This is a genomic window from Pseudomonas sp. Irchel s3f19 (assembly GCF_900187555.1).
Lineage (GTDB): Bacteria > Pseudomonadota > Gammaproteobacteria > Pseudomonadales > Pseudomonadaceae > Aquipseudomonas > Aquipseudomonas capeferrum.
Map to the genome: position 1 here is coordinate 350,158 of NZ_FYDW01000004.1, position 22,009 is coordinate 372,166.

General features: G+C 62.2%; 17 protein-coding genes. 4 read left to right on the top strand and 13 right to left on the bottom strand.

Features of this window, described 5'->3' with window-relative positions; translation table 11 throughout:
* Positions 1 to 32: 32 nt before the first annotated feature.
* The gene (locus tag CKW22_RS13500) at positions 33 to 473 is read left to right on the top strand and encodes an NUDIX domain-containing protein (RefSeq protein ID WP_095064229.1); all 441 of its coding nucleotides are present in this window, start codon (positions 33 to 35) and stop codon (positions 471 to 473) included.
* On the opposite strand, the gene metR is transcribed toward CKW22_RS13500, so the two are convergent.
* A complete protein-coding gene (metR, locus tag CKW22_RS13505; RefSeq protein WP_033702687.1) occupies positions 457 to 1,374 on the bottom strand; it encodes a transcriptional regulator MetR in 918 nt (305 codons plus the stop codon). The two genes, CKW22_RS13500 and metR, sit on opposite strands and share 17 nt — an antisense overlap.
* A gap of 207 nt (positions 1,375 to 1,581) precedes the next feature.
* Between metR and CKW22_RS13510 the strand changes: the two genes are divergently transcribed.
* The gene (locus CKW22_RS13510; RefSeq protein ID WP_033702686.1) at positions 1,582 to 2,577 is read left to right on the top strand and encodes an alpha/beta fold hydrolase; all 996 of its coding nucleotides are present in this window, start codon (positions 1,582 to 1,584) and stop codon (positions 2,575 to 2,577) included.
* A 37-nt stretch (positions 2,578 to 2,614) separates the two neighbouring features.
* On the opposite strand, the gene CKW22_RS13515 is transcribed toward CKW22_RS13510, so the two are convergent.
* The 6 genes from CKW22_RS13515 to CKW22_RS13540 all read right to left on the bottom strand — a co-directional run bounded on the left by CKW22_RS13515 (position 2,615) and on the right by CKW22_RS13540 (position 9,121).
* The gene (locus CKW22_RS13515) at positions 2,615 to 3,943 is read right to left on the bottom strand and encodes a sigma-54 dependent transcriptional regulator (protein ID WP_033702685.1); all 1,329 of its coding nucleotides are present in this window, start codon (positions 3,941 to 3,943) and stop codon (positions 2,615 to 2,617) included.
* On the bottom strand, positions 3,940 to 5,844 hold the full coding sequence (locus CKW22_RS13520; RefSeq protein ID WP_033702684.1) for an ATP-binding protein: 1,905 nt from the start codon (positions 5,842 to 5,844) through the stop codon (positions 3,940 to 3,942). Before CKW22_RS13520 ends, CKW22_RS13515 begins: the two co-directional genes overlap by 4 nt.
* 67 nt (positions 5,845 to 5,911) lie before the next feature.
* A complete protein-coding gene (locus CKW22_RS13525; RefSeq protein ID WP_033702683.1) occupies positions 5,912 to 6,646 on the bottom strand; it encodes an amino acid ABC transporter ATP-binding protein in 735 nt (244 codons plus the stop codon).
* A complete protein-coding gene (locus CKW22_RS13530) occupies positions 6,643 to 7,314 on the bottom strand; it encodes an amino acid ABC transporter permease (RefSeq protein WP_033702682.1) in 672 nt (223 codons plus the stop codon). The genes CKW22_RS13525 and CKW22_RS13530 overlap by 4 nt, the downstream gene beginning before the upstream one ends.
* A complete protein-coding gene (locus CKW22_RS13535) occupies positions 7,315 to 8,061 on the bottom strand; it encodes an amino acid ABC transporter permease (protein WP_033702681.1) in 747 nt (248 codons plus the stop codon). It abuts the gene before it with no gap.
* 142 nt (positions 8,062 to 8,203) lie between these two features.
* The gene (locus CKW22_RS13540; protein WP_033702990.1) at positions 8,204 to 9,121 is read right to left on the bottom strand and encodes a glutamate/aspartate ABC transporter substrate-binding protein; all 918 of its coding nucleotides are present in this window, start codon (positions 9,119 to 9,121) and stop codon (positions 8,204 to 8,206) included.
* Between the two features lie 319 nt (positions 9,122 to 9,440).
* Between CKW22_RS13540 and CKW22_RS13545 the strand changes: the two genes are divergently transcribed.
* A complete protein-coding gene (locus CKW22_RS13545; RefSeq protein WP_095064230.1) occupies positions 9,441 to 13,568 on the top strand; it encodes an NEL-type E3 ubiquitin ligase domain-containing protein in 4,128 nt (1,375 codons plus the stop codon).
* A gap of 35 nt (positions 13,569 to 13,603) precedes the next feature.
* On the opposite strand, the gene glpD is transcribed toward CKW22_RS13545, so the two are convergent.
* The 4 genes from glpD to CKW22_RS13565 form a co-directional block, all read right to left on the bottom strand.
* Positions 13,604 to 15,133, bottom strand: a complete 1,530-nt coding sequence (gene glpD, locus CKW22_RS13550; protein WP_047583643.1) for a glycerol-3-phosphate dehydrogenase — start codon at positions 15,131 to 15,133, stop codon at positions 13,604 to 13,606.
* A gap of 520 nt (positions 15,134 to 15,653) precedes the next feature.
* Complete coding sequence (glpR, locus tag CKW22_RS13555; RefSeq protein WP_033702678.1) at positions 15,654 to 16,409, bottom strand: DNA-binding transcriptional repressor GlpR; 756 nt, start codon at positions 16,407 to 16,409, stop codon at positions 15,654 to 15,656.
* A 129-nt stretch (positions 16,410 to 16,538) separates the two neighbouring features.
* Entirely contained in the window at positions 16,539 to 18,038 is a 1,500-nt protein-coding gene (gene glpK / locus CKW22_RS13560) for a glycerol kinase GlpK (RefSeq protein ID WP_095064231.1), read from the bottom strand.
* Positions 18,039 to 18,089: 51 nt separating this feature from the next.
* Positions 18,090 to 18,941: an MIP/aquaporin family protein gene (locus tag CKW22_RS13565; RefSeq protein ID WP_095064232.1), complete on the bottom strand. Its 852-nt coding sequence runs from the start codon at positions 18,939 to 18,941 to the stop codon at positions 18,090 to 18,092.
* A gap of 302 nt (positions 18,942 to 19,243) precedes the next feature.
* Here CKW22_RS13565 and ybaK point away from each other — a divergent pair, with 302 nt between their 5' ends.
* Positions 19,244 to 19,714, top strand: coding sequence for a Cys-tRNA(Pro) deacylase (gene ybaK / locus CKW22_RS13570; RefSeq protein ID WP_095064233.1), 471 nt, complete (start codon positions 19,244 to 19,246; stop codon positions 19,712 to 19,714).
* Between the two features lie 41 nt (positions 19,715 to 19,755).
* Here ybaK and CKW22_RS13575 read toward each other — a convergent pair whose 3' ends face one another.
* Entirely contained in the window at positions 19,756 to 20,865 is a 1,110-nt protein-coding gene (locus CKW22_RS13575; protein ID WP_033702674.1) for an ABC transporter ATP-binding protein, read from the bottom strand.
* The gene (gene argF, locus CKW22_RS13580; protein WP_033702673.1) at positions 20,862 to 21,782 is read right to left on the bottom strand and encodes an ornithine carbamoyltransferase; all 921 of its coding nucleotides are present in this window, start codon (positions 21,780 to 21,782) and stop codon (positions 20,862 to 20,864) included. Before argF ends, CKW22_RS13575 begins: the two co-directional genes overlap by 4 nt.
* Positions 21,783 to 22,009 lie beyond the last annotated feature (227 nt).

Consider the following 22,009-nt stretch of genomic DNA (forward strand, 5'->3'; position numbering starts at 1 on the left):
ATGCTCTCTGGCTTTGCCTGTGAGCCCATCCCATGACCAAGACCATCCGCATTGCCGCCGCCCTGCTGATCGACCCCCAGGGCCGCACCCTGCTGATCGACCCCCAGGGCCGCACCCTGCTGGTCCGCAAACGCGGCACCCGGGCCTTCATGCAGCCTGGGGGCAAGATCGATGCAGGGGAGACAGCGGTGGCCGCACTGGTGCGCGAACTGCACGAGGAATTGGGCCTGCGCATCGACCCTGCACAGGCCATCCTCCTGGGCCGCTTCAGCGCCCCGGCGGCCAACGAGCCAGGTCATGAGGTACAGGCCGAGCTGTTTCGGGTCGACAGCGCCGAGGCCGTGGTGCCAGCGGCGGAAATCGAAGAAGTGGTCTGGCTGGCCGCCGACCAGGCGCCCACTCTTGAGCTGGCGCCATTGACCCGCGACTTGATCCTGCCGCTCTACCGCAAAGCGGTCAGCGTACCGCGCTGACCCCGTCGAGGGTGGCGAACGAGGTGTCCTTGGCGGTCAACAGGAAGTCGCGCATGTACGGTGCGTCGAGCATGTCGGTGCGCACGGCCGCATAAAGCGTGGCGAACAGGCCCTTTTCGCCCAGGCGCTTGCCCTTCACATAGCCGCGCGAGCTGTACTCGTGCAGCGCCCAGTGCGGCATGCCGCACACCCCACGGCCGCTGGCAACCAGTTGCATCATCATCACGGTCAGCTCGGAGGTACGCACGGCGGCCGGTTCGATGTCGGCCGGCTCCAGGAAGCGGGTGAAGATGTCCAGGCGGTCGCGTTCCACCGGGTAGGTGATCAAGGTCTGGTCGAGCAGGTCCTGCGGCACGATGTAAGGCTTGCTGGCCAGCGGATGCTGGTTGGCGACGGCAATCATGGCTTCGTAGGTGAACAGTGGTACGTAGGTGATACCGGCCAGGTCCAGCGGGTCGGAGGTGACCACCAGGTCCAGGTCACCCCGGGCCAGGGCTGGCAGCGGGGCGAAGGCGAACCCTGAGGCCAGGTCCAGCTCCACTTCCGGCCAGGCATCGCGGAACTGGTCGATGGTCGGCATCAGCCATTGGAAGCAGCTATGGCATTCGATGGCCATGTGCAGGCGCCCGGCGGTGCCGCCGGCCAGGCGGGCGATGTCACGTTCGGCGCCGCGCAGCAGCGGCAAGGTGGCATCGGCCAGTTGCAGCAGGCGCAGCCCGGCGCTGGTAAAGCGGATCGGCTTGGTCTTGCGCACGAACAGCGGCAGGCCAAGGCGCTCTTCGAGCTCCTTGAACTGGTGCGACAGGGCTGACTGCGTCAGGTGCAGGCGCTCGGCGGCCTCCACCAGGCTGTCGGACTCACGCAGGGCATGAAGGGTTTTCAGGTGGCGAATTTCAAGCACAACGACTTTCCATTGGGAATACGGGAGGCAACGGGGTAGTCGTTGAGTCTGGCTCAAGTTGGCCTGGCTGTCATCAGGGTTTACGTGTGTTGCCACGCTGACCGCCTGGCGAGGTTCACGAAATTGTCATTGAACTGTGGCAGCGCGCTTGAATGATTTTCATCAGACTCGCGTTCTACTGGGGATCTGCATTCTGGTGTTTCTTTCATGCGGGCTTTTCTGCTGTTTTTGTTCTTTCTTGTCAGCGTGCCGGCTAGCTTCGCCGAGCAGCGCTGCGACGTTCACGTGGCGGCTCAGCGGGCGGAGCTGGGTAACCTGAGCCTGGTCTACCAGAGCGTGGGTGCGCCTCGAGACCCGGCACTGCTGCTGGTCATGGGCCTGGGCGGGCAACTGATCCACTGGCCGGACGACGTGGTCGAAGCCTTGTGCCGCCAGGGTTTTCGGGTCATTCGCTATGACAACCGCGATGTCGGCCTGTCACGCTGGAACCAACTGCCCCCTTCGGCCAATCTGACTGTCGAGCTGCTGCGCTACAAGCTGGGTTTGCCAGTCGCCGCGCCGTATACGTTGACCGACATGGCCGGGGATGGGCTGCGCCTGATGGACTCACTGGGCATAGACCAATTCCATGTGCTGGGTGTCAGCATGGGGGGGATGATCGCGCAGCACCTGGCGGCGATGGCGCCGGAGCGGGTGCGCAGCTTGACGCTGGTGATGTCCAGCTCGGGGGCCGCAGGGTTGCCCGCGCCAGATCCGGCCCTGGTGCAGTTGCTGGCCCGGCGCAGTGCGCCGAACCGCGAGGTGGCCATCGAACAGCAGGCTGATTTGCTGGCAGCACTGGGCAGCCCCGAGGTGCACGATGACCGTGCGGTGCTGATGCAGCAGGCGGCCGTGGCCTATGACCGGGCGTTCAACCCTGAGGGCGCCAAGCGCCAGATCATGGCGATCCTTGCCGAACCGAGCCGGGTAGCGCTGCTCAATCAGTTGCGCGTGCCGACCCTTGTGGTGCACGGCACGGCCGACCCCTTGTTGCCGGTGATGCATGGGGTGCACCTGGCAGCGCATATCCAGGGCAGCCAGTTGCGCTTGATACCGGGGTTGGCGCACCGCTTCCAGGAGCCGTTCAAGGCGCCGTTGCTGGGGGCGGTGCTGCCTTACCTGCAGTCACACCGGCAGGACGCGACGCATATCGCAGGCCTTTGAGAGCGGTTTTGTCCGCGAAGAGGGCGATGCCGATCTTTCAGCCCAGCCCGTACTTTTTCACTTTGTCGAACAGCGTGGTCTTGGCCATGCCCAGTTCCTGGCTGGCCTGGCTGAGGTTGCCGCCGGTGCGCTGCAGGGCATCGCTGAGCAGGTTGCGCTCGAAGGCCTCCACGGCCTCGGAAAAGCCCAGGCCCTGGCTGGCGCCACCACTCGGGCCTTTCTTGAACGCCGGCAGGCCCAAGGCATAACGCTCGGCCACGTTGCGCAGTTCGCGCACGTTGCCGGGCCAGTCATGGGCCATCAGCCGCGACAGGGTCTGGCTGTCCAAGGTCGGCGTTTCGCGGTCGAAGCGCAGGGCCGATTGCTGCAGGAAGTGTTCGAACAGTTGCAGGATGTCTTCGCGGCGTTCGCGCAGTGGCGGTAGTTCCAGCGTCACCACGTTCAGCCGGTAGTACAGGTCGCTGCGAAACTGCCCGTTCTGGCCCATGGCATCGAGGTCGGCCTTGGTCGCGGCAATCACCCGGCAATCCACCGCAATGCTCTGGTTCGAGCCCAGCCGTTCCAGGGTGCGCTCCTGCAACACCCGCAGCAGTTTGATCTGCAGGTTGATCGGCATGCTTTCGACTTCGTCGAGGAACAGCGTGCCGCCGTTGGCGTGTTCGATCTTGCCGATTCGGCGTTTGCCCGCACCGGTGAAGGCGTTGGCTTCGTGGCCGAAGATCTCGCTTTCGAACAGGTTCTCGGGCAGGCCCCCGCAGTTCAGGGCCACGAAAGGCTGGCCCTGGCGGCGGCTGAAGTCGTGCAGGCAGCGGGCGACCAGTTCCTTGCCGGTGCCGGTCTCGCCTTCGATCAGCACGTTGGCCGAGGTGTCGGCCACATTGGCGATCAACTCGCGCAGTTGCTCCATGGCGGCCGAGCGGCCAATGATGCGACCCTCCAGGCTGCTCTGTTCGGCCAATTGGCGGCGCAGGGCCACCACTTCGCGGGAAAGGCCGCGATGTTCGAGGGCGCGGCGCACCACATCGACCAGGCGCTCAGGCGAGAAGGGTTTCTCCATGAAGTCATAGGCGCCATTGCGCATGGCGCCGACCGCCATGTCGATGTCGCCATGGCCGGTGATCAGCACCACGGGCAGGCTGCGGTCGCGGGCTTTGAGGCGGTTGAGCAGTTCGAGGCCGTCGATGCCCGGCAAGCGGATATCGCTGACGACGATGCCGGCGAAGTCGTCGCTGATGCGTTCCAGGGCCTGTTCGGCGCTGCCGACCCCTTCACAGGCGATGTCTTCCAGCGCCAGCGCCTGCTGGCAGCCGAGCAGCACATGCGGGTCGTCTTCGACGATCAGGACGGTAAGAGGCGCTTGGTTCATGGGTGCTCCGCCGGTTCGCTAGGGGGGGATACCAGAGGCAGGGCCAGGACAAAGGCCGTGCCGCCACTGGCGGGGTGCTCGACGTTCAGGCTGCCCTTGGCGGCGGCGGCAAGGCTCGCCGACAAGGTCAGGCCCAGGCCCAGGCCATGTTCGCCGGGTTTGGTGGTGAAGAAGGGTTCGAACAGGTGCTTGCGCGCCTCGGCGTCGATGCCATGGCCATTGTCGCGCACGCGCAGGCGATATTTGTCGCCCTGCAGCTCGCCTTCCAGCCACAGCTCTGGCAAGGGCTGGGTGGCCATGGCGTCGAGGGCATTGCCGATCAGGTTGACCAGGATCTGCTCCAGGCGGGTCTGGTCAATGGCCAGTTGCTGGTCTTCGAACTGATGGTGCAACTGCAAGTGGCAGCCACTGATACGGTTGGCCAGCACCTGCAATGAGGCGTCCACTGCCTTGGCCAGCGACGCCTGGCCACTGTCGTCGCCACGACGGGCGAACGAACGCAGGCTGGCGGTGATACGGCCCATGCGATCGATCAGGTCGTTCATGGTGCGCAGGTTGGTGCTGGCCGTTTCCAGTGCGCCGCGTTCGAGGAAGCGCACGGTGTTGCCCGACAAGGTGCGCAACGCGGCCAAGGGCTGGTTGAGTTCGTGGGCGATGCTGGTGGACATCTGCCCGATGGCGGCCAGCTTGCCTGCCTGGACCAGCTCGTCCTGGGCGTGGCGCAGGGTTTGCTCGGCATGCCGGCGCTCGCGGATCTGCCCCTTGAGCCGTTCATTGCTGGCGCGCAGGTCGGCGGTGCGCTCGGTGATACGCCGTTCGAGCTGGCTGTTGGCTTCCTGCAGTGCCTCGCGGGCGGCCAGGCGGGTGGCGATGACCTTGCGCCGTTCATTCCAGGCGATACCCAGAATCGCCAGCAGGGCGAATGCCACCCCAACCAGGATGCCCTGCACCATGGATTCACGGCGCAAGTCCTGCAGCGGGGTCAGCAGGGTGAAGTGCCACGGGGTATCCACCAGGCGCCGGGTTTGTGCCAGGTAGGCCACTTCATGGGCTTTGCCCTGAACCGTTTCGCTGTTGGCCGGGAAGGTCAGCTTCTCGACGCCATCGGCCAGGGTTTCCCGCGCCAATGGTTGCAGCTCGTTCAACGGCCACCAGTAATACTGCAGGCTGCGCGCCAGGCGCTCCTTGATTTGCGGGGTCAGCGGGCGCACCGATTTCAGGCGCCGGGCCGGGTCGCTGGAGAGGATGATGATGCCGTTTTCGTCACTGACGAAAGCCTCCAGGCGGGCCCGTTGCCAGCGCTCCTCAAGGGTGTCCAGGCGCACCTTGATCACCGCCACGCCAATGATCTTGCCGTGTTCTTCCAGCCCGTGGGCCAGGTAGTAGCCAGCCTCGCCGGTGGTGCTGCCGATGCCGTAGAAGCGCCCGGGTTCGCCGCGCACGGCCGTCTGGAAATAGGCTCGGAACGACAGGTCTTCACCGAGGAACGAATCGGCATCGCGCCAGTTGCTGGTGGCCTGCACCCGGCCATTGGTGTCGAGGACGAAGATCGCCCGGCTGCGGCTGCGCCGATTCAAACCTTCGAGGTATTCGTTGACGGCCTGGCGGGAGCCGCCGTCAGGGTCGGTGAGCAGGTGCGAGACGCTGTCTTCAAGCTCCAGCAAGCTGGGCAGGTAGGTGTACTTGCTGATCTCGCTTTCGACCGTGCGCGCGTGCAGCTCCAGCTGACGCTCGCCGTTTTCGCTAAGGCTGCGGATACCGTTGCTCTCGCTGACCAGGTAACCGGCCAGCCCCAAGCCGACCATCAGCAGGATGATCAAAGGCGGCAACAGCAATTGGCGGATCAGGCGGGAATTCACGGCAGGCTTGGCAGGGAGCAGTAGCGAAGGGTCGCATTTCATCACAGTGGCCTTGTCACGACCAGCATCCGCTGCCCGGAGGGGGCGAGCAGCGGAGCTGGAGGCCGACTTAGTGTTGCAGGATCTTGCTCAGGAAGTGCTGGGTGCGTTGGTCGCGGGCGCTCTGGTCACCGAAGAACTCCTCTTTGGTGCAGTCTTCGATGATGCTGCCCTTGTCCATGAAGATGACCCGATTGGCGACCTTGCGGGCAAAGCCCATCTCGTGGGTCACGCACATCATGGTCATGCCTTCGTGGGCCAGTTGCACCATCACATCCAGCACCTCGCTGACCATTTCCGGGTCCAGTGCCGAGGTCGGTTCGTCGAACAGCATGACGATCGGGTCCATCGCCAGGGCGCGGGCGATCGCCACACGCTGCTGCTGGCCGCCGGAGAGCTGGCCGGGGTGCTTCTTGGCATGGGCGCTGAGGCCGACGCGTTCGAGCAGGGCCAGGCCCTTCTTGGTGGCTTCCACCTCGCTGCGGCCAAGTACCTTGCGCTGGGCGATGGTCAGGTTCTCGGTGATGGTCAGGTGCGGGAACAGCTCGAAGTGCTGGAACACCATGCCGACCCGCGAACGCAGCTTGGGCAGGTTGGTCTTCGGGTCGGCAATCGAGGTGCCATCGACCACCACGTCGCCTTTCTGGAACGGTTCCAGGGCGTTGACACACTTGATCAGGGTGGACTTGCCCGAGCCCGACGGGCCGCACACTACCACTACTTCACCTTTCTTGACGTCGGTGCTGCAGTCGGTCAGTACCTGGAAGTCGCCGTACCACTTGTTGACGTTCTTGATGGAAATCATACGGTGATCCTTTTTTGCAGGCGCTTGACCAGCCACGAAGCGGAGAAGCTGATGATGAAGTAGACAACCCCGGCGAAGATCAGGAACTCATGGGAGCGCCCGATGATGTCGCCGTTGGAGCGTGCCGAGTTGAGGAAGTCGACCAGGCCCACGGTATACACCAGCGAGGTGTCCTGGAACAGGATGATGCTCTGCTGCAGCAGCAGCGGGGTCATCTTGCGGAAGGCCTGGGGCAGGATGATCAGGCGCATGGTCTGGGCGTAATTCATGCCCAGTGCTTGAGCGGCACCCATCTGCCCTTTGGAAATCGACTGCACGCCGGCGCGGACGATTTCGCAGAAGTACGCCGCCTCGAACATCATGAACGCGACGACGCAGGAGGTGAACGCACCGACGGGGGTATCTTCGCCGGTGATCCAGCGCAGCACGAACGGCACCGCCAGGTAGAACCAGGTGATCACCAGCAGCAGCGGGATCGAGCGGAAGTAGTTGACGTAGGCACCCGCCACACGCGACAGCAGCTTGCTCGACGACAGGCGCATCAATGCCAGCAGGGTGCCGAGCGCGATGCCGCCGACCACGCCCATGACCATCAATTGCAGGGTCATGACCATGCCGCCCCACAGGGCAGGCAGGGCCGGGATGATTTCGCTGAAATCCATGTCCATTTACTTGCCCCCCACGGAAATCAGGCCAGGCACGGCAACTTTCTTCTCGACCAGGCGCATGAGCAGCATCAGGCCCATGTTCAGGGTGAAGTAGATCAGCGTGGCCAGGGTGAATGCCTCGAACAGGTTGGCGGAAAATTCCGCCGTCTGTTTGGTCTGTGCCAGCAGCTCCATCAGGCCGATCAGCGAGGCCACCGAGGAGTTCTTGAACACGTTGAGAAACTCGGAGGTGAGCGGCGGAATGATGATCCGGTACGCTTGCGGCAGCAGCACGTTGGTGTAGATCTGCGGCAGGCTGAAACCCATGGCACGGGCGGCGGCCTCTTGGCCGCGGGGCAGCGCCTGGATACCGGTCCGCACCTGTTCGCAGACTCGCGCGGCGGTGAACAGGCCCAGGCAGACAACCACGCTGATCAGCGCCGAGGTGGTCGGGTTGAGGTCCTGCTTGAACCATTCCTGCAGGCCCTCGGGCAGCAGGTCCGGTACCAGGAAGTACCAGATGAACAATTGCACCAGCAGCGGTACGTTACGGAACAGCTCCACGTAGGCGGTGGCGATGCCCGATACAAGGCGGTTAGGCACGGTACGCATGACGCCGAGTACCGACCCCAGCAGCAGTGCGATGATCCAGGCGGTGATGGCGATGGCGATGGTCCAGCCCAGGCCGGTGATGTACCAGTCCAGATAGGTTTCGCTGCCCACGCCGGTGGACTTGAAGAACACGCCCCAGTCCCAGTTGTAATTCATCGGGATTTCCCCTCAGACGGTTGTTTCACGGGCACCTTCGAGCATCCGGGGGCGCTCGGCGCCCTCGGATGAAAGGTTAGACACTAATGAGTGGCCTGCAGAATAGATTCGTGCGCTTGCGCACCAGGCCACTATCTGAGGATCAGGACTTCTTCTCGTCCGCGGCCTTGTCGGTCGGCTCGGCGATCAGTTTTTTCAGTTCGTCGCTCATCTGGAACTGCAGGTTCAGGCCTTTTGGCGGGATCGGTTGCATGAACCACTTGTCGTAGCTCTTGTTGACTTCACCCGATTTGAAGTAGCCCACGATGGCGTCGTCGACCGCTTTCTTGAACGCAGCGTCTTCCTTGCGCACCATGCAGCCGTAGATTTCGTACGACTGTGGAGTACCGGTGATGACCCAATCCGCAGGTTTACGCGCCTTGGCCATTTCACCGGCCAGCAGGGCGTCGTCCATCATGAAGGCCACGGCGCGGCCGCTTTCGAGCATGTTGAAGGCTTCACCGTGGTCCTTGGCGGAAATCACGTTCATCTTCATCTGCTTGTCGGCGTTCATCGCCTTGAGGATGCGCTCGGAGGTGGTACCGGCGGTGGTCACCACGTTCTTGCCGGCCAGGTCCGGGAAGTCTTTATAGGATGGCTGACCGTCCTTGACCTTGGTCAGCAGACGGGTACCGACTTCAAAGATGCCGACCGAGAAACCGACCTGCTGCTGGCGCTCGACGTTGTTGGTGGTGGAGCCGCATTCCAGGTCGACGGTGCCGTTCTGCACCAGAGGAATACGGGTCTGGGAGGTGACGAGGTTGTACTTGACCTTGATGTCGGTGCCCAGCTGCTTCTTCAGCGCTTCGACCACAGCGAGCTGGATGTCGTGGGAGTAGCCGACGGGCGTGGTGCTGCCTGCCAGGTAGGAAAATGGAATGGATGAGTCACGGTGCCCCAGTGTGATGGTGCCCGAGTCCTTGATCTTCTTCAGGGTGCCGGTCAGCTCCTCGGCCATGACAGGCGAAGCGATGACTGCAGCCGCGATGGCGGCGCCCAGCAATTGACGAACGATACGCATCAAATTTTCCTCGACGTGTTTGTTTTTTTTATGGAGCCGTTGGCGGACTCTTTCGTTCAACGAATACAGCATGAAGCGGTGCATTCGGCTTCCAAGTGTAGAGCATGACTCGTGCCAAACTCTGTGAATGATCATAACCCCCCGAAAAGCCTGGGCATCAGCCCTATCTCAAGGTTTTTCTGGAATAACCCATAGTCGGAACGCCGAATGCGTGGGTTTTTTTCGTTCGGCAATCCGAACGGGGGCATCAGCTTTAAGTAACACACCGGCATGAAACGCAAATGTTGAGCTGGCTGCCTCATCATCAGGAGCGCATGCCGTGTCCGTCATTCCGATCCCCTCCGATTCCGTCGATGCCTTCATTGCCCGCCAGCTTGCCGATTGGCTGAGAACTGCCAATGTCGATCTTCTTCTGACCTTGCACAGGGCGCTGCGCCAGCAGCAGGCCGCTGCGGAAAATGTCAAAAACAGGTTGGCAGGCATTCCCAGCCTGGAGGCTTTTGCCACGCCCCTGCTCGAAAAGGCATTGCGCGCCAAGGGCCTGGACGATGTCGATGTGCGAAGCATGCAGGTCTACATCGAGGACGATGTGCCTCTGCCCAGCGCAGCACCACGCCTGCATACACCGTGGAGGACACTCCACAGCGTGCAACCGTTGCTGACGGCTGCGTTGCATAATTTTCACGAGGACGAGACCTTGCCGTCACTCCATCGACGTGCCTACCTGCAGGACGGCCGTGGGGAGAAGCTTTCGCTGAAGTTCGAAGCGTTTGCCCGCTGTTGCAGGGAACTGGACATTGGCGGCCAGTATCAGAACATGCTCCGCTCGCAACTTTTTCCCACAAGCAGGCCCCCGGCACCCGAGGGTTTTGCCCGTGTCGCTGTAGAGCGCATGTTCGAAGAAAACCTGCGTGCCCAGCTGGACGTTGCAGTGCGTATTGCAAGGATCAAGTCCGAGCTGGACGAAGTCGACTACTTGCGCTTGTTGCCGGTGTTCGCAAGCAACCCCATCGTGCCGGCGACCCCGGGTGTTGTCACGCCCCGCCAGTTATATCTGCTGGGCAAGCGTATCCATGGTCTTGTCACCCTGGAGCTACGCGAGCGTGCTGAGGGGCCGCTGGTGGGGATCATCAGTTGGATACCGCGGGATCCGTATCGGCCGGTGACCAGGCACGCCTCCTGGGAGACCTTGTACCAGTCATTGGCCAAACGGTTGCGTGCGCCTCATTACCGATCCTTTTTCAGACGCTTCATCAGTGAACGCGACCGGCCCAGCTTCACGGCCACCCTGGAGCGCCTGATCGAAGCCAGCAGCGTGCAAGCGCCAGCTGTTCTGGATGGGCGCAATTTCGCCATCGATACGCCCTTGTTCGCCTATCTGCGTGGCTTGCAGGTCGACAAGATGCTTGATGATGCAAGAATCCTGGCAGTGCCCACCGCAGACGAAACCGCCATCGAGCGCCATCAGCGGCTGGAAGCGCTCAAGAGTGCGGGGCTCGATGTGCTCAACCTGGCTGCGCTGTTCATTCCGGTATTGGGGGAGGTGATGTTTGCCGTGGCTGCGGTGGACGTGGTCAGCGAAGTCTACAAAAGCTATGCCGATTGGCGGATAGGGGACCGCCAAGGGGCACTGGATCACCTGTTTGGCGTGGCAGAGAACCTTGCTGTCGGTGCCGCGGTGGGCGTCGGGGTAGTGGGTGTGGGCCGGGTGCTGGAACGGGTGCCGTTTGTCGATGCGCTCACGCCCCTGCACGAAGGCGAGGGCCGCTGCAGGTTGGCGGACCGGCCGCTCTCGCCCCATCACCTCGATGGCGGTGGCCCGCTGATGCGCAGATTTGGCGGGGACTTCGCGCAAGCCTCTGACCAGACTGCCGAAACGCTGCTTCGGGTAACCGGGCTCGGACACAATCAGTTGCGCCATCTGCACCTGCAAGAGGCGCCAGCCCCAGCACGGCTGCTTGATGCCCATGCACGCCACGAGTGCCATGTCCTTGAGCCGCACCTGCGTGGCGCCGCTTTCGAGCGCGAACTGGCTATTCGCCAGGCTGTACCCTCTGCTGCTGGCGCAATACTGATGAGGGTATTTCCGGGCTTGTCCGTGCGTTGCGCCGAAGAAATTCTCGAGCTGGCAAACGGTGAGCAAATCAAGGCGCTGCTGGCCAGTGGTCGTGTGCCATTGGCAATGGCCGAGCGTGCACGCTGGTTCTTGCGGGAAAGTCGGCTGGACCGCGCACTGATGGGGTTCGAGCATGAAGGTGAGATCAATTTCGATACCCAGCGCTTGGCCTTGGAGCTGATCAATGAACTGGCGCCTTGGCCGCCGTCGGTGCGCATTGAACTGCGCCTTGGGGAAGCGGGCGGTCGCTTGCTGGCGTCGAAGGGCGCTAACGACGCGTTGCAAGTCAGACGCATCATCCAGACCGAGCAGGGTTATTACTTGAGTGATGCCACCCCAGCAGGGTCAGCTACGGGCTTGTTGCCGTGTTTGCTGCACACCCTGGAGGACGATCAGAAAGTGGCGCTTGGCGGCCCCGAGTTGATGGCCCCTGAACTCGGCCAAAGGCTCTCCCGACAAGCCAGCGTCGATCGCGAAAAAACCGCAAAAATGATGGGCTTGCCGCCTATCGCTGAACGCTATCGACCGCCGCAGCGCATAGCAGACGGCCGAATTGGCTATGCACTGAGTGGCGGCGGCGAGAGCAGCCGTCAGGCGATCCGGCGCGGCTTACATGAAATTTTCCCTACCCTGACCGATGCTCAATTGGACGCTTACCTGCTCGACCTGATGCAACGCAGGGTCGGCCTTTGGGACCATCTCAGCAGCCTTCAGCAGCGGCTGGAAAGCCTGCGCGGTGCACTTGACGCCTGGCAGCGGCAGCGGGTGAGCTTCATGGATGGGCTCAGGCGGCGACGCGTGGCCAACCAGATTCGTCGTGCCTGGCGGCGCAAGACGGTCGGCCTTGCCGGTGATGACTTTGTCCTGCATATCGATGGCGAACAGGTGGGCAGCTTGCCGGCCTTGCCGGCAGGCATCGAGTTTGGCCATGTGCGACGCTTGACGTTACGCAACATGAGCCTTGAGCAGGTCGATGAGGATTTCCTGGGCAGGTTCACCCACCTGCGCGAACTGGACCTGCGGGACAATCAGTTGAGCACCTTGCCACTTGGCCTGGAACGTTTAACCGAGCTGCGTACGCTGCGACTGTCGGGTAACTGGATTACCGTCGATGGGGCGGGCAGTCAAAGGCTGGCAAGCCTTGCGATGCTCCAGCAACTTGATCTGAACTATAACCCCTTGGGCCAGGCGCCAGACCTTTCAGGGTTGCGTAACTTGCGCGAAGTGTCGCTGCGCGGAACCGGGCTGCAAGAATTGCCAGATGACGGCCAGATGCCTTGGAGGGGGTTGGTGGATGTTCGCGAGAATCAGATTCGTCAGTTGAACGGGCAGTTGCGCAGCTTGAGCGATCGACTGCAACGGTTGGCACTGCATGACAACCCTCTGGACGAAGCGGGCGAGGAGCTGATTGCCCACAGTCACACGGTTGCGACCCTCCACCGGCGTAGCTCTTATCAACACGCCATCGCCGACAGTACGCTGCTGGATCGATGGATGGAGGGTACCGACGAAGCCGTACGCACCCAGCGCACGCAGATCTGGACGAGTTTGTTTCAGGAGACACAGTCGGTAGATCTGTTTCGTTTTCTGGCAGATTTCGCAAGTTCTGATGACTTCCTCGATCACCCGCGCTACTACCGCGCCAGGGTGTGGCGGATACTCGAGCTTTGCGCGGACAACACTGACGTGCGTGAAGCGGTGTTCTGGCAGACGCAAGGACGCAGGACCTGTGAGGACCGGCTGTTACTGATCCTCAGCCAACTGGAAGTCAGAACCCATATTGCCTTGCACGCGGCCGGTGAGGGGGGCGCGCGGGCCGAGGCGACCTTGCTGAGGCTCGGGCGCTCGCTTTATCGCCTGGACGAAGTGGACAGTATTGCCGCTCGGCATATCCAGGAAATGCGCCAGGACCCTTTTGCCGCGGTGGATGACATCGAAGTTTACCTTGCCTACCGGGTTCACCTGGCTGACAGGCTCGATCTACCGGCCCAACCGCGGCATATGAATTACCTTGAGCACAGCGGTGTGACCCGTACGCGGATCATGCGTGCGGGTGCTAGTGTGCTGGCCGGTGAAAATACCGACGTGCTGAGCCAGTCACTGGCGCAACGAGAGTTCTGGCAAGGCTATGTGCGCAATCGCTACCCTGAGCGCTTCGAAGCCTTGGCCGCACCGTTTCATGAACAGCTGGAGGCTTATGAGCTTCAGGCTGGCGACTCGGGCGAGCAGCAGTACCTTGAGCGCGCTGCGGCATTGATGGAAACGCTAAATGGCGAAGAGCGTGCCCTTTACCTGCAGTTGGCAAAGGAGGCGTACGGTCGGGAGTTCTGAGTGCGGGCGACCGTCAGGCGGTCGCCGCGCAGGGTTCAGGCGGCGTTGCTGCGTGCGTCGCCCTGAGCAAGGTAATCAGCCAGTGCGCGCTGTTCGCTGTCGCTGGTGAACAGGCCCAGTTTGGTTCTGCGCCAGAGGATATCCTGAGTGCTGACAGCCCATTCGGTTTCGCGCAGGTAATCGACTTCCCGGGTGAACAGGCCACCACCAATCGCCTGGCCCAGATCGTCCGGGCCGTTCACACCTTCCAGCAACTGCCAGGTGCGGCTGCCGTAGGTCACTGCCCAGCGCTTGGCGATATCCGGCGCGAGCCATTGGTGCTGCGTGAGCAGGTCGTCGACCAGGGCCTGAGGCGTGCTCATGCCTTCACCACCGGGCAGGGCAGAGTGGGCTGTCCAGCTCTGGCTCATCTGGCTGAAAAACGGCTTGAGTTCTGCCATGGCCGACTCGGCCAGCTTGCGGTACGTGGTCAGTTTGCCGCCAAACACCGACAGCAAAGGCGCCTCGCCTTGAGCGGCGGAAAGCGCGAGGGTGTAATCACGGGTGACGGCGGACGGGTTATCCGATTCGTCGTTGCACAGCGGGCGCACGCCGGAGTAGGTGTGCAGGATATCGCTGCGGCTCAGTTGATGATTGAAGTGCGCGTTGACCACCTTCAGCAGATAGTCGGTTTCCTGCTCGGTGATCGCCACCTTGGCCGGGTCGCCGCTGTACTCGCGGTCGGTGGTGCCGATCAAGGTGAAACGGTCCAGATAGGGGATGCAGAAGACGATACGTTGGTCTTCGTTCTGCAGGATGTAGGCGTGATCCCCTTCGTACAGGCGCGGCACGATCAGGTGGCTGCCCTGGATCAGGCGAATGCCGTACGGCGCATCGAGCTTGAGGTCATCCTTGATGAAGCTGGCGACCCAAGGGCCGGCGGCGTTGACCAATGCCCGGGCGCGAATGCTGTGCACGCTGCCATCGGCTTGCTGCAACTCCACGTGCCACAGGCCGTCGACGCGTTCGGCGCGCAGGCAACGGGTACGGGTATGGATGTGTGCACCGTTTTCGCGTGCGGCCATGGCGTTGAGCACCACCAGGCGTGCGTCGTCAACGGCGCAGTCGGCGTATTCGAAGCCACGGGTGATCGCCGGTTTGAGCGGGTAGCCCGGGCCGAAGCGCAGGCTGCGCGAGGCGCCCAGGCGCTTGCGCTTGCCCAGGTGATCGTAGAGGAACAGGCCGGCACGGATCATCCAGGCCGGGCGCAAGTGCGGGCGGTGTGGCAACACGAAGCGCATGGGCTTGACGATATGCGGTGCCTTGGCCAGCAGCACTTCACGCTCGGCCAGTGCTTCGCGGACCAGCCGGAACTCGTAGTGCTCCAGGTAACGAAGGCCGCCATGGATCAGCTTGCTGCTGGCGGAGGAGGTGTGCTGGGCCAGGTCGTCCTTTTCGCAGAGGAAGACCTTGAGGCCACGCCCGGCGGCGTCGGCAGCGATGCCCACGCCATTGATGCCACCGCCGATCACGGCGAGGTCATAGCAGTCGGCGAGGGGGGGCTGGGACGAAACGGGCTGGGACACGGGCAAGGCCTCCTGGGGCTGTTCACATCGAATATGAACATTGATGTTCGTTTCCGAAAATATTAGCGCAATGGAAAGGCAGTATCCAGTCGTGGGTTATAGAAAAAACTGATTGAATGAGAAGGAAATGAACAAATTCGAAAATCGCGGGGGTGTTGGCGGGGTGTTCTGGAAGGGTGTGGGGTTGCAAGTGCTTGTCACAACATCTTTGGCGCCTGTGAGATCGAGCGCCGCCCGCGCGGCGCTTCGCGGCGCAAGGCCGCTCCCACATTTGTTTCGGGCCAGTGAGGTCTGTGGCATTTGCGCGCGCCCGCTTGTTTGTACGACGCGATATCGAGGCGGGCTCCAAAGGGGTCGCGCCAATACCTCAGGAATAATTGGCCGAAAACAAATGTGGGAGCGGCCTTGTGCCGCGAAGCGCCGCGCGGGCGGCGCTCGATTTTGACGCCTCTGCAAAACTCAAGGCAGGTGACTTTCAGCCCTCACTCTATTCCCAGCCAGGCCTTCGAAGTCTCAGGGCTCAAACCACCTCAAGGCGAATCTTGTACTGATTGAGCAACTGGTTCAGGGCCGCCGTAGGCGTCTGGTCGGTCACCAGGCAATCGACCAGGTTGATCGACCCCAGGCGAACCATGGCATTGCGCCCGAACTTGCTGGAGTCGGCAGCCAGAATAACCTGCCGGGCATTGGCAATGATTGCCTGGGAAACCCGAACTTCCTGGTAGTCGAAGTCGAGCAGGCTGCCATCCTCATCGATGCCGCTGATCCCGACCAGGGCGAAGTCGACCTTGAACTGGCTGATGAAATCGACACTGGCCTGGCCCACCACCCCACCATCACGCCGCACCGTGCCACCGGCCACCAACACTTCGAAATCGTCCTTGGCAGCCAGAATCGAGGCCACGTGCAGGTTGTTGGTAATCACCTTCAGGTGGCTATGGTTCAGCAACGCACGGGCAATCGATTCGGTGGTGGTACCGATGTTGATGAACAGCGAGGCATGGTCGGGAATCTGCTGGGCAACGGCATCGGCGATACGCTGCTTTTCATCGCGCATCTGGTCGGCACGCATGGCGTAGGCGGTGTTTTCGATGCTCGAATCGTAGGCGGCGCCACCGTGGTAGCGGCGCAGCAGGTTGAGCTCGGCGAGCTGGTTGATGTCGCGCCGGATGGTTTGCGGGGTGACGACGAACAGCTGTGCCATTTCTTCGATGCTGACGTAGCCGCGTTCGCGTACCAGCTCGAGGATTTGTTGTTGGCGGGGGGGCAGATTCATGGGCGGTCCTTTTGGGCAGCCGGACAAATTCTGCAATGATGCCGTAGGAAGGGGATGACGGCCAGCGGACGTTGGTGTCGGCGTCATCGCAGGCAAGCCCGCGATGACGCCGCACGCTTCAACGCCGATTCAAACCGCGTGGTCTTCCCAGTCGCGGGTACGATCGACCGCCTTCTTCCACCCGGCGTACAGCTTCTCTTTTTGCGTCTCATCCAGTTGTGGGCTGAACTCGCGCTCGATGATCGCTTTGTCGCGCAACTCGTCCAGGCTGCTCCAGAAGCCACAGGCAAGGCCCGCCAGGTAGGCGGCGCCAAGGGCTGTGGTTTCACGCATTTTCGGGCGCTCCACACAGGTGCCGAGGATGTCGGACTGGAACTGCATAAGGAAGTTGTTGGCTACCGCGCCGCCGTCGACGCGCAGTTCGGACAGGCGTTGGCCGCAATCCTGTTGCATGGCGTCAAGCACGTCACGGGTCTGGTAGGCGATCGATTCCAATGCAGCACGGATGATATGGTCGACCTTCACCCCACGCGTCAGGCCGAACAGGGCACCACGGGCATAGGGGTCCCAGTAGGGGGCGCCCAGGCCGGTGAAGGCGGGCACCAGGTACACACCGTTGCTGTCCTTGACCTTGCTGGCGAAGTACTCGGTGTCGAGGGCATCGTTGACGATCTTCAGTTCGTCGCGCAGCCACTGCACGGTGGAGCCACCGTTGAACACGGCGCCTTCCAGTGCGTAGGCCACTTCGCCGCGGGGGCCGCAGGCGATGGTGGTGAGCAAGCCGTGGGACGACGTGACGGCCTTGTCGCCGGTGTTCATCAGCAGGAAGCAGCCGGTGCCGTAGGTGTTCTTGGCCTGACCGGGCTCAACGCACATCTGGCCGAACAGCGCGGACTGCTGGTCGCCGGCGATACCGGCGATGGCGATGCCGCTCTTGGTGTGGCCGTAGACTTCGGAAGAGGGGCGTACCTGGGGCAGCATCTGGCGTGGAATGCCAAGAATTTCCAGCAGCTTGTCGTCCCATTCCAGGCTGTGGATGTTGAACATCAGCGTACGGGAGGCGTTGGTGTAGTCGGTGACATGCACCTTGCCGCCCGAGAACTTCCAGATCAGCCAGGTATCGATGGTGCCGAACAGCAGTTCGCCGCGTTCGGCGCGTTCACGGGCACCTTCGACATTGTCGAGGATCCACTTCAGTTTGGTGCCGGAGAAGTAGGGGTCGGTGACCAGGCCCGTGGTCTCGCGGATGTAGTCTTCGTGGCCATCACGCTTGAGCTGCGCGCAGATTTCGGTGCTGCGGCGGCACTGCCAGACAATGGCGTTGTAAACCGGGCGGCCGGTTTCCTTGTCCCACACCACCGTGGTTTCGCGCTGGTTGGTGATGCCGAGTGCAGCGACCTGGGCGTGGCTTATGCCGGCCTGAGCCAGGGCTTCGACCATGGTGGCGCTCTGGGTGGCGAAGATCTCCATCGGGTCGTGTTCGACCCAGCCAGCCTGCGGGTAGTGCTGGACGAATTCGCGCTGGGAGGTGCCGACCACATTGGCGTCGCGGTCGAAAATGATCGCACGCGAGCTGGTGGTGCCCTGGTCCAGGGCGATGATGTAGTGCTTATCCAGGGTGTCTGTCATGGTCGTTGGCCTTGCAAAATGAGGAAGTCAGGGCTTGGGCGTGAGGCCGCATCAGTTGACTTGAGTATCGCCCTGGCGATTGTCGTTTGTCTCAGGGTTCGCGGTGGGCGCCACCGGCAGGTTGCGGGCGATCAGGCCGCGATACGCGGCGGCGCCCAGGCATGCGCCGAGGATCGGTGCGAACACCGGAACCAGGAAATAGGGAATATCTCGTCCGCCAGTGAAGGCGATTTCGCCCCAACCGGCCAGGAAGGTCATCAGTTTTGGTCCGAAATCGCGGGCTGGGTTCATCGCGAAGCCGGTCAGCGGCCCCATGGCGCTGCCGATCACGGCAATCAGCAGGCCGATCAGCAGCGGCGCGACGGCGCCACGTGGCAGGCCATTGTTGTCGTCGGTCAGGGCCATGATCACGGCCATGAGGATGGCCGTGATGACGACTTCCACCAGAAATGCCTGGCCGGTCGAAAGTGAGGGGTGCGGGTAGGTAGAGAACACCGAGGCCAGTTCGAGGCTTTCGGTACTGCCTCGCAATATGGCATGGGCTTGTTCGAAATCGAAGAACAGATTGCTGTACAAGGTGTAGACCAGCGCTGCGCCGCAGAAGGCGCCACAGACCTGGGCGAGCATGTAGAACGGCAGCTTGCGCTTGTCGAAACCGGCGAACAGGGTGAGGGCGATGCTCACGGCCGGGTTCAGGTGCGCACCTGAAACGCCCGCAGTGAAGTAGATAGCCATGCTGACGCCGACGCCCCAGATGATGCTGATTTCCCACAGGCCGAAGCTGGCACCCGCGACTTTGAGCGCGGCCACGCAGCCGGTGCCGAAGAAGATCAGCAGCGCAGTGCCGAGGAACTCGGCCAGGCACTGGCTGGACAGAGTGGGTTCGCGTAGAGCAGTCGTCATGTATGACCTCGTTTTTTTTGTTGTGAGGCGCGTGGCGCTCGACAGCAAAGCCCGGTGTCGATCCCCATTGACCCCAGGCAGAAGTTGGAAATGCACCTTAAAAGTGCACCATTTATTCAGAAACGAAAAAATATAGACAAGAAACGCTTATGTCAAAGGTCGAAAGTGAACGGTCAGTCACGATCTGGACGTTGTTAGGGCGCGCGAAACCGCACGCTAGAGAGGCGCGTAAGCTGTGTATTGGCTGTGATGTGGGATATGTCCTAAAGTAGCCGCCGACTTGTACTTGACCGGAGCTGCGCATGACCCCCGCCCTAGACGTGTTGAAAAAAGCCCGCGCTGAACATCGCGTGCACAGTTATGAGCACGATCCGAAGTCGGCGTCGTATGGGTTGGAGGCAGCGGAAAAGCTCGGGCTAGAGCCGCAGCAGGTGTTCAAGACCTTGTTGGCGAGCAGTGAGAAAGGCGAATTACTGGTGGCCGTGGTACCGGTGGTGGGCACCCTGGACCTCAAGGCACTGGCCCATGCGGCCGGTGTGAAGAAGTGCGAGATGGCCGACGCGGCGGAGGCTCAGCGCGCCACGGGATACTTGGTGGGCGGTATCAGCCCGTTGGGCCAGAAGAAGCGCCTGCGCACTTTTATCGACGAGTCGGCGCAACACTTTGCAACTATCCATGTCAGCGCCGGGCGGCGCGGGCTGGAGGTGGAGTTGGCGGCTGCGGTGCTGGCTGAACATACTCAGGGCACGTTTGCCGGTATCGGCCGGGGCTGAAATGGCTGGGGCCGCTGCGCAGCAGCCCCGGCAATCGTGAATCAGGTCGCCGAACTGTACCGACGAACGCCGTTCTCCTGCCGCGGCAACTGCGCCGCGACACTGCCCGGCACCGGGAACAGCACCAGGTGATCGGCGGCCACGGCAATCCCGACTTCCTCACCGACCTGATGATCGACATGGCTGGGGAAGATCGCCTCCAGCTGGCTACCGGTAACCAGTTGCAGTCGATACAGCGTCGACGCACCCAGGAAGCTCTTGCCTACGATGCTCGCCCGCAGCGGGCTGTCTGGCGCATGCACGATGTCGTCAGGGCGCAGCAGCACATCTACCGAACTCCCCGGCGCCATGATGTACGCACGGTTGCCGCGCAGCTCACCGAGTTCGGTATTGACCGCCTCATGGCTGCTCATCTGGCCACGGATGAAATAGCCCTGACCAATGAAGCTGGCCACGAACGGCGTCTGCGGCTCGTGGTAGAGGTTGTAAGGGGTGTCCCACTGCTCCAGGCGACCTTCCTTGAACACACCCACGTGATCGCTGACGGCAAACGCCTCTTCCTGGTCATGGGTCACCAGAATGGCGCTGGTGCCACGGCTCTTGAGGATGTCGCGCACTTCATGGCTCAAGCGCCGGCGCAGTTCCACGTCGAGGTTGGAGAACGGCTCGTCGAGCAGCAGCAACTGAGGCTCCGGGGCCAGCGCGCGGGCCAGCGCGACCCGTTGCTGTTGCCCACCGGACAGCTCATGCGGATAGCGGCCGCCCAGCCCACCGAGCTTGACCAGCTCGAGCATCTCTTCGACGACCTGCGCCTGGCGCGGGTGCTTGGCAATGCCGAAGGCGATGTTCTGGGCCACGGTCAGGTGCGGGAACAGGGCGTAGTCCTGGAACACCATGCCGATGCGGCGCTTTTCTGGGGCCAGGGTGAAGCCTGGCCGGGAGATGACCTCGCCCGCCAGCTGGATCTCGCCTTCATGGATAGGTTCGAAACCGGCGATGGCGCGCAGGGTGGTGGTCTTGCCGCAACCGGATGAACCCAGCAGGCAACCAATGTCGCCTGCGTTCAGGTGCAGGTTGAGGTTCTGGACGATGCGCTGGTCGCCATAGCCGCAGGCGAGGTTGCGCAGGTTGAGCAGTAGGGGTTGACTCATGCGTGGTGGTAAGCCGGTTCTACAAGGAATTCGAGAAGGGCCTTCTGTGCATGCAGGCGGTTTTCAGCCTGGTCCCAGGCGACCGAACGAGGGTCGTCGAGCAGGTCATGGCTGATTTCCTCGCCACGGTGGGCTGGCAGGCAGTGCATGAACAGGGCGTCGGGTGCCGCCAGGTCGAGCAGTTCGCGGGTGACCTGGTAAGGCGCGAAGTGCGCCAGGCGCCGTGCAGTTTCCTCCTCCTGGCCCATGGAAGTCCAGACATCGGTGGTCACCAGGTGCGCGCCACGCACGGCTTCCTTGGGGTCGCGGATGATTTGCACGCGATCACCGCCTAATGCCATGAAGCGTGGATCCGGCTCGTAACCTTCCGGGCAGGCGATGCGCAGCTGGAAATCGAACTGACGGGCGGCTTCGATATAGGAGTTGCACATGTTGAAGCCATCACCGATCCACGCCACGGTCTTGCCTTGGATCGAGCCGCGGTGTTCGAGGAACGTCTGCATGTCGGCCAGCAGCTGGCACGGGTGCGACTCGTCGGACAGGGCATTGATCACCGGCACGCTCGACTTCGCCGCGAACTCGGTGAGGGTGCTGTGGGCGTGGGTACGGATCATCACCACGTCGAGCATGCTCGACAGGACGATAGCGCTGTCACCGATCGGTTCGCCACGGCCCAGCTGGGTATCGCGAGGCGACAGGAAGATGGCCTGGCCGCCCAGCTGGATCATGCCGGCCTCGAACGACACGCGGGTACGGGTCGATGACTTTTCGAAGATCATCCCCAGCACACGGCTTTTGAGGGGCTCGAACAGCACGCTTCGCTTGCGCAGGTCCTTCAGCTCGATGCCGCGGCGGATCACCCCGAGCAATTCGTCGGTGGTGAAGTCCAGCAGGGAGAGAAAGTGCCTAGCGCTCATGATTGACTACCTTATCTGCAACGGTATGCAGGTCGACCGTATGGTTTTTTTTGACAACGGGAGTGACCTGCGGCGTAAGCCGCACGGGGCGGACGAAATAGGGAAAGGCGCAATACTATAATTAAATGTCGCCTGAAACCAAGAGGGGAAACAGCGGCTCTGTTGCAAGGGGTGTCGTTACCCATTGAGCGTGCGCTGTTTTTTATTTGCTACAGAGGTTGTACACG

Coding starts and splice junctions, on each gene's coding strand:
- CKW22_RS13500 (WP_095064229.1), top strand. CDS start 33: ATGACCAAGACCATCCGCATTGCCGCCGCCCTGCTGATCGACCCCCAG.
- CKW22_RS13510 (WP_033702686.1), top strand. CDS start 1,582: ATGCGGGCTTTTCTGCTGTTTTTGTTCTTTCTTGTCAGCGTGCCGGCT.
- CKW22_RS13515 (WP_033702685.1), bottom strand. CDS start 3,943: ATGAACCAAGCGCCTCTTACCGTCCTGATCGTCGAAGACGACCCGCAT.
- CKW22_RS13520 (WP_033702684.1), bottom strand. CDS start 5,844: ATGAAATGCGACCCTTCGCTACTGCTCCCTGCCAAGCCTGCCGTGAAT.
- CKW22_RS13525 (WP_033702683.1), bottom strand. CDS start 6,646: ATGATTTCCATCAAGAACGTCAACAAGTGGTACGGCGACTTCCAGGTA.
- CKW22_RS13530 (WP_033702682.1), bottom strand. CDS start 7,314: ATGGACATGGATTTCAGCGAAATCATCCCGGCCCTGCCTGCCCTGTGG.
- CKW22_RS13535 (WP_033702681.1), bottom strand. CDS start 8,061: ATGAATTACAACTGGGACTGGGGCGTGTTCTTCAAGTCCACCGGCGTG.
- CKW22_RS13540 (WP_033702990.1), bottom strand. CDS start 9,121: ATGCGTATCGTTCGTCAATTGCTGGGCGCCGCCATCGCGGCTGCAGTC.
- glpR (WP_033702678.1), bottom strand. CDS start 16,409: ATGAATCTGCCCCCCCGCCAACAACAAATCCTCGAGCTGGTACGCGAA.
- glpK (WP_095064231.1), bottom strand. CDS start 18,038: ATGACAGACACCCTGGATAAGCACTACATCATCGCCCTGGACCAGGGC.
- CKW22_RS13565 (WP_095064232.1), bottom strand. CDS start 18,941: ATGACGACTGCTCTACGCGAACCCACTCTGTCCAGCCAGTGCCTGGCC.
- ybaK (WP_095064233.1), top strand. CDS start 19,244: ATGACCCCCGCCCTAGACGTGTTGAAAAAAGCCCGCGCTGAACATCGC.
- CKW22_RS13575 (WP_033702674.1), bottom strand. CDS start 20,865: ATGAGTCAACCCCTACTGCTCAACCTGCGCAACCTCGCCTGCGGCTAT.
- argF (WP_033702673.1), bottom strand. CDS start 21,782: ATGAGCGCTAGGCACTTTCTCTCCCTGCTGGACTTCACCACCGACGAA.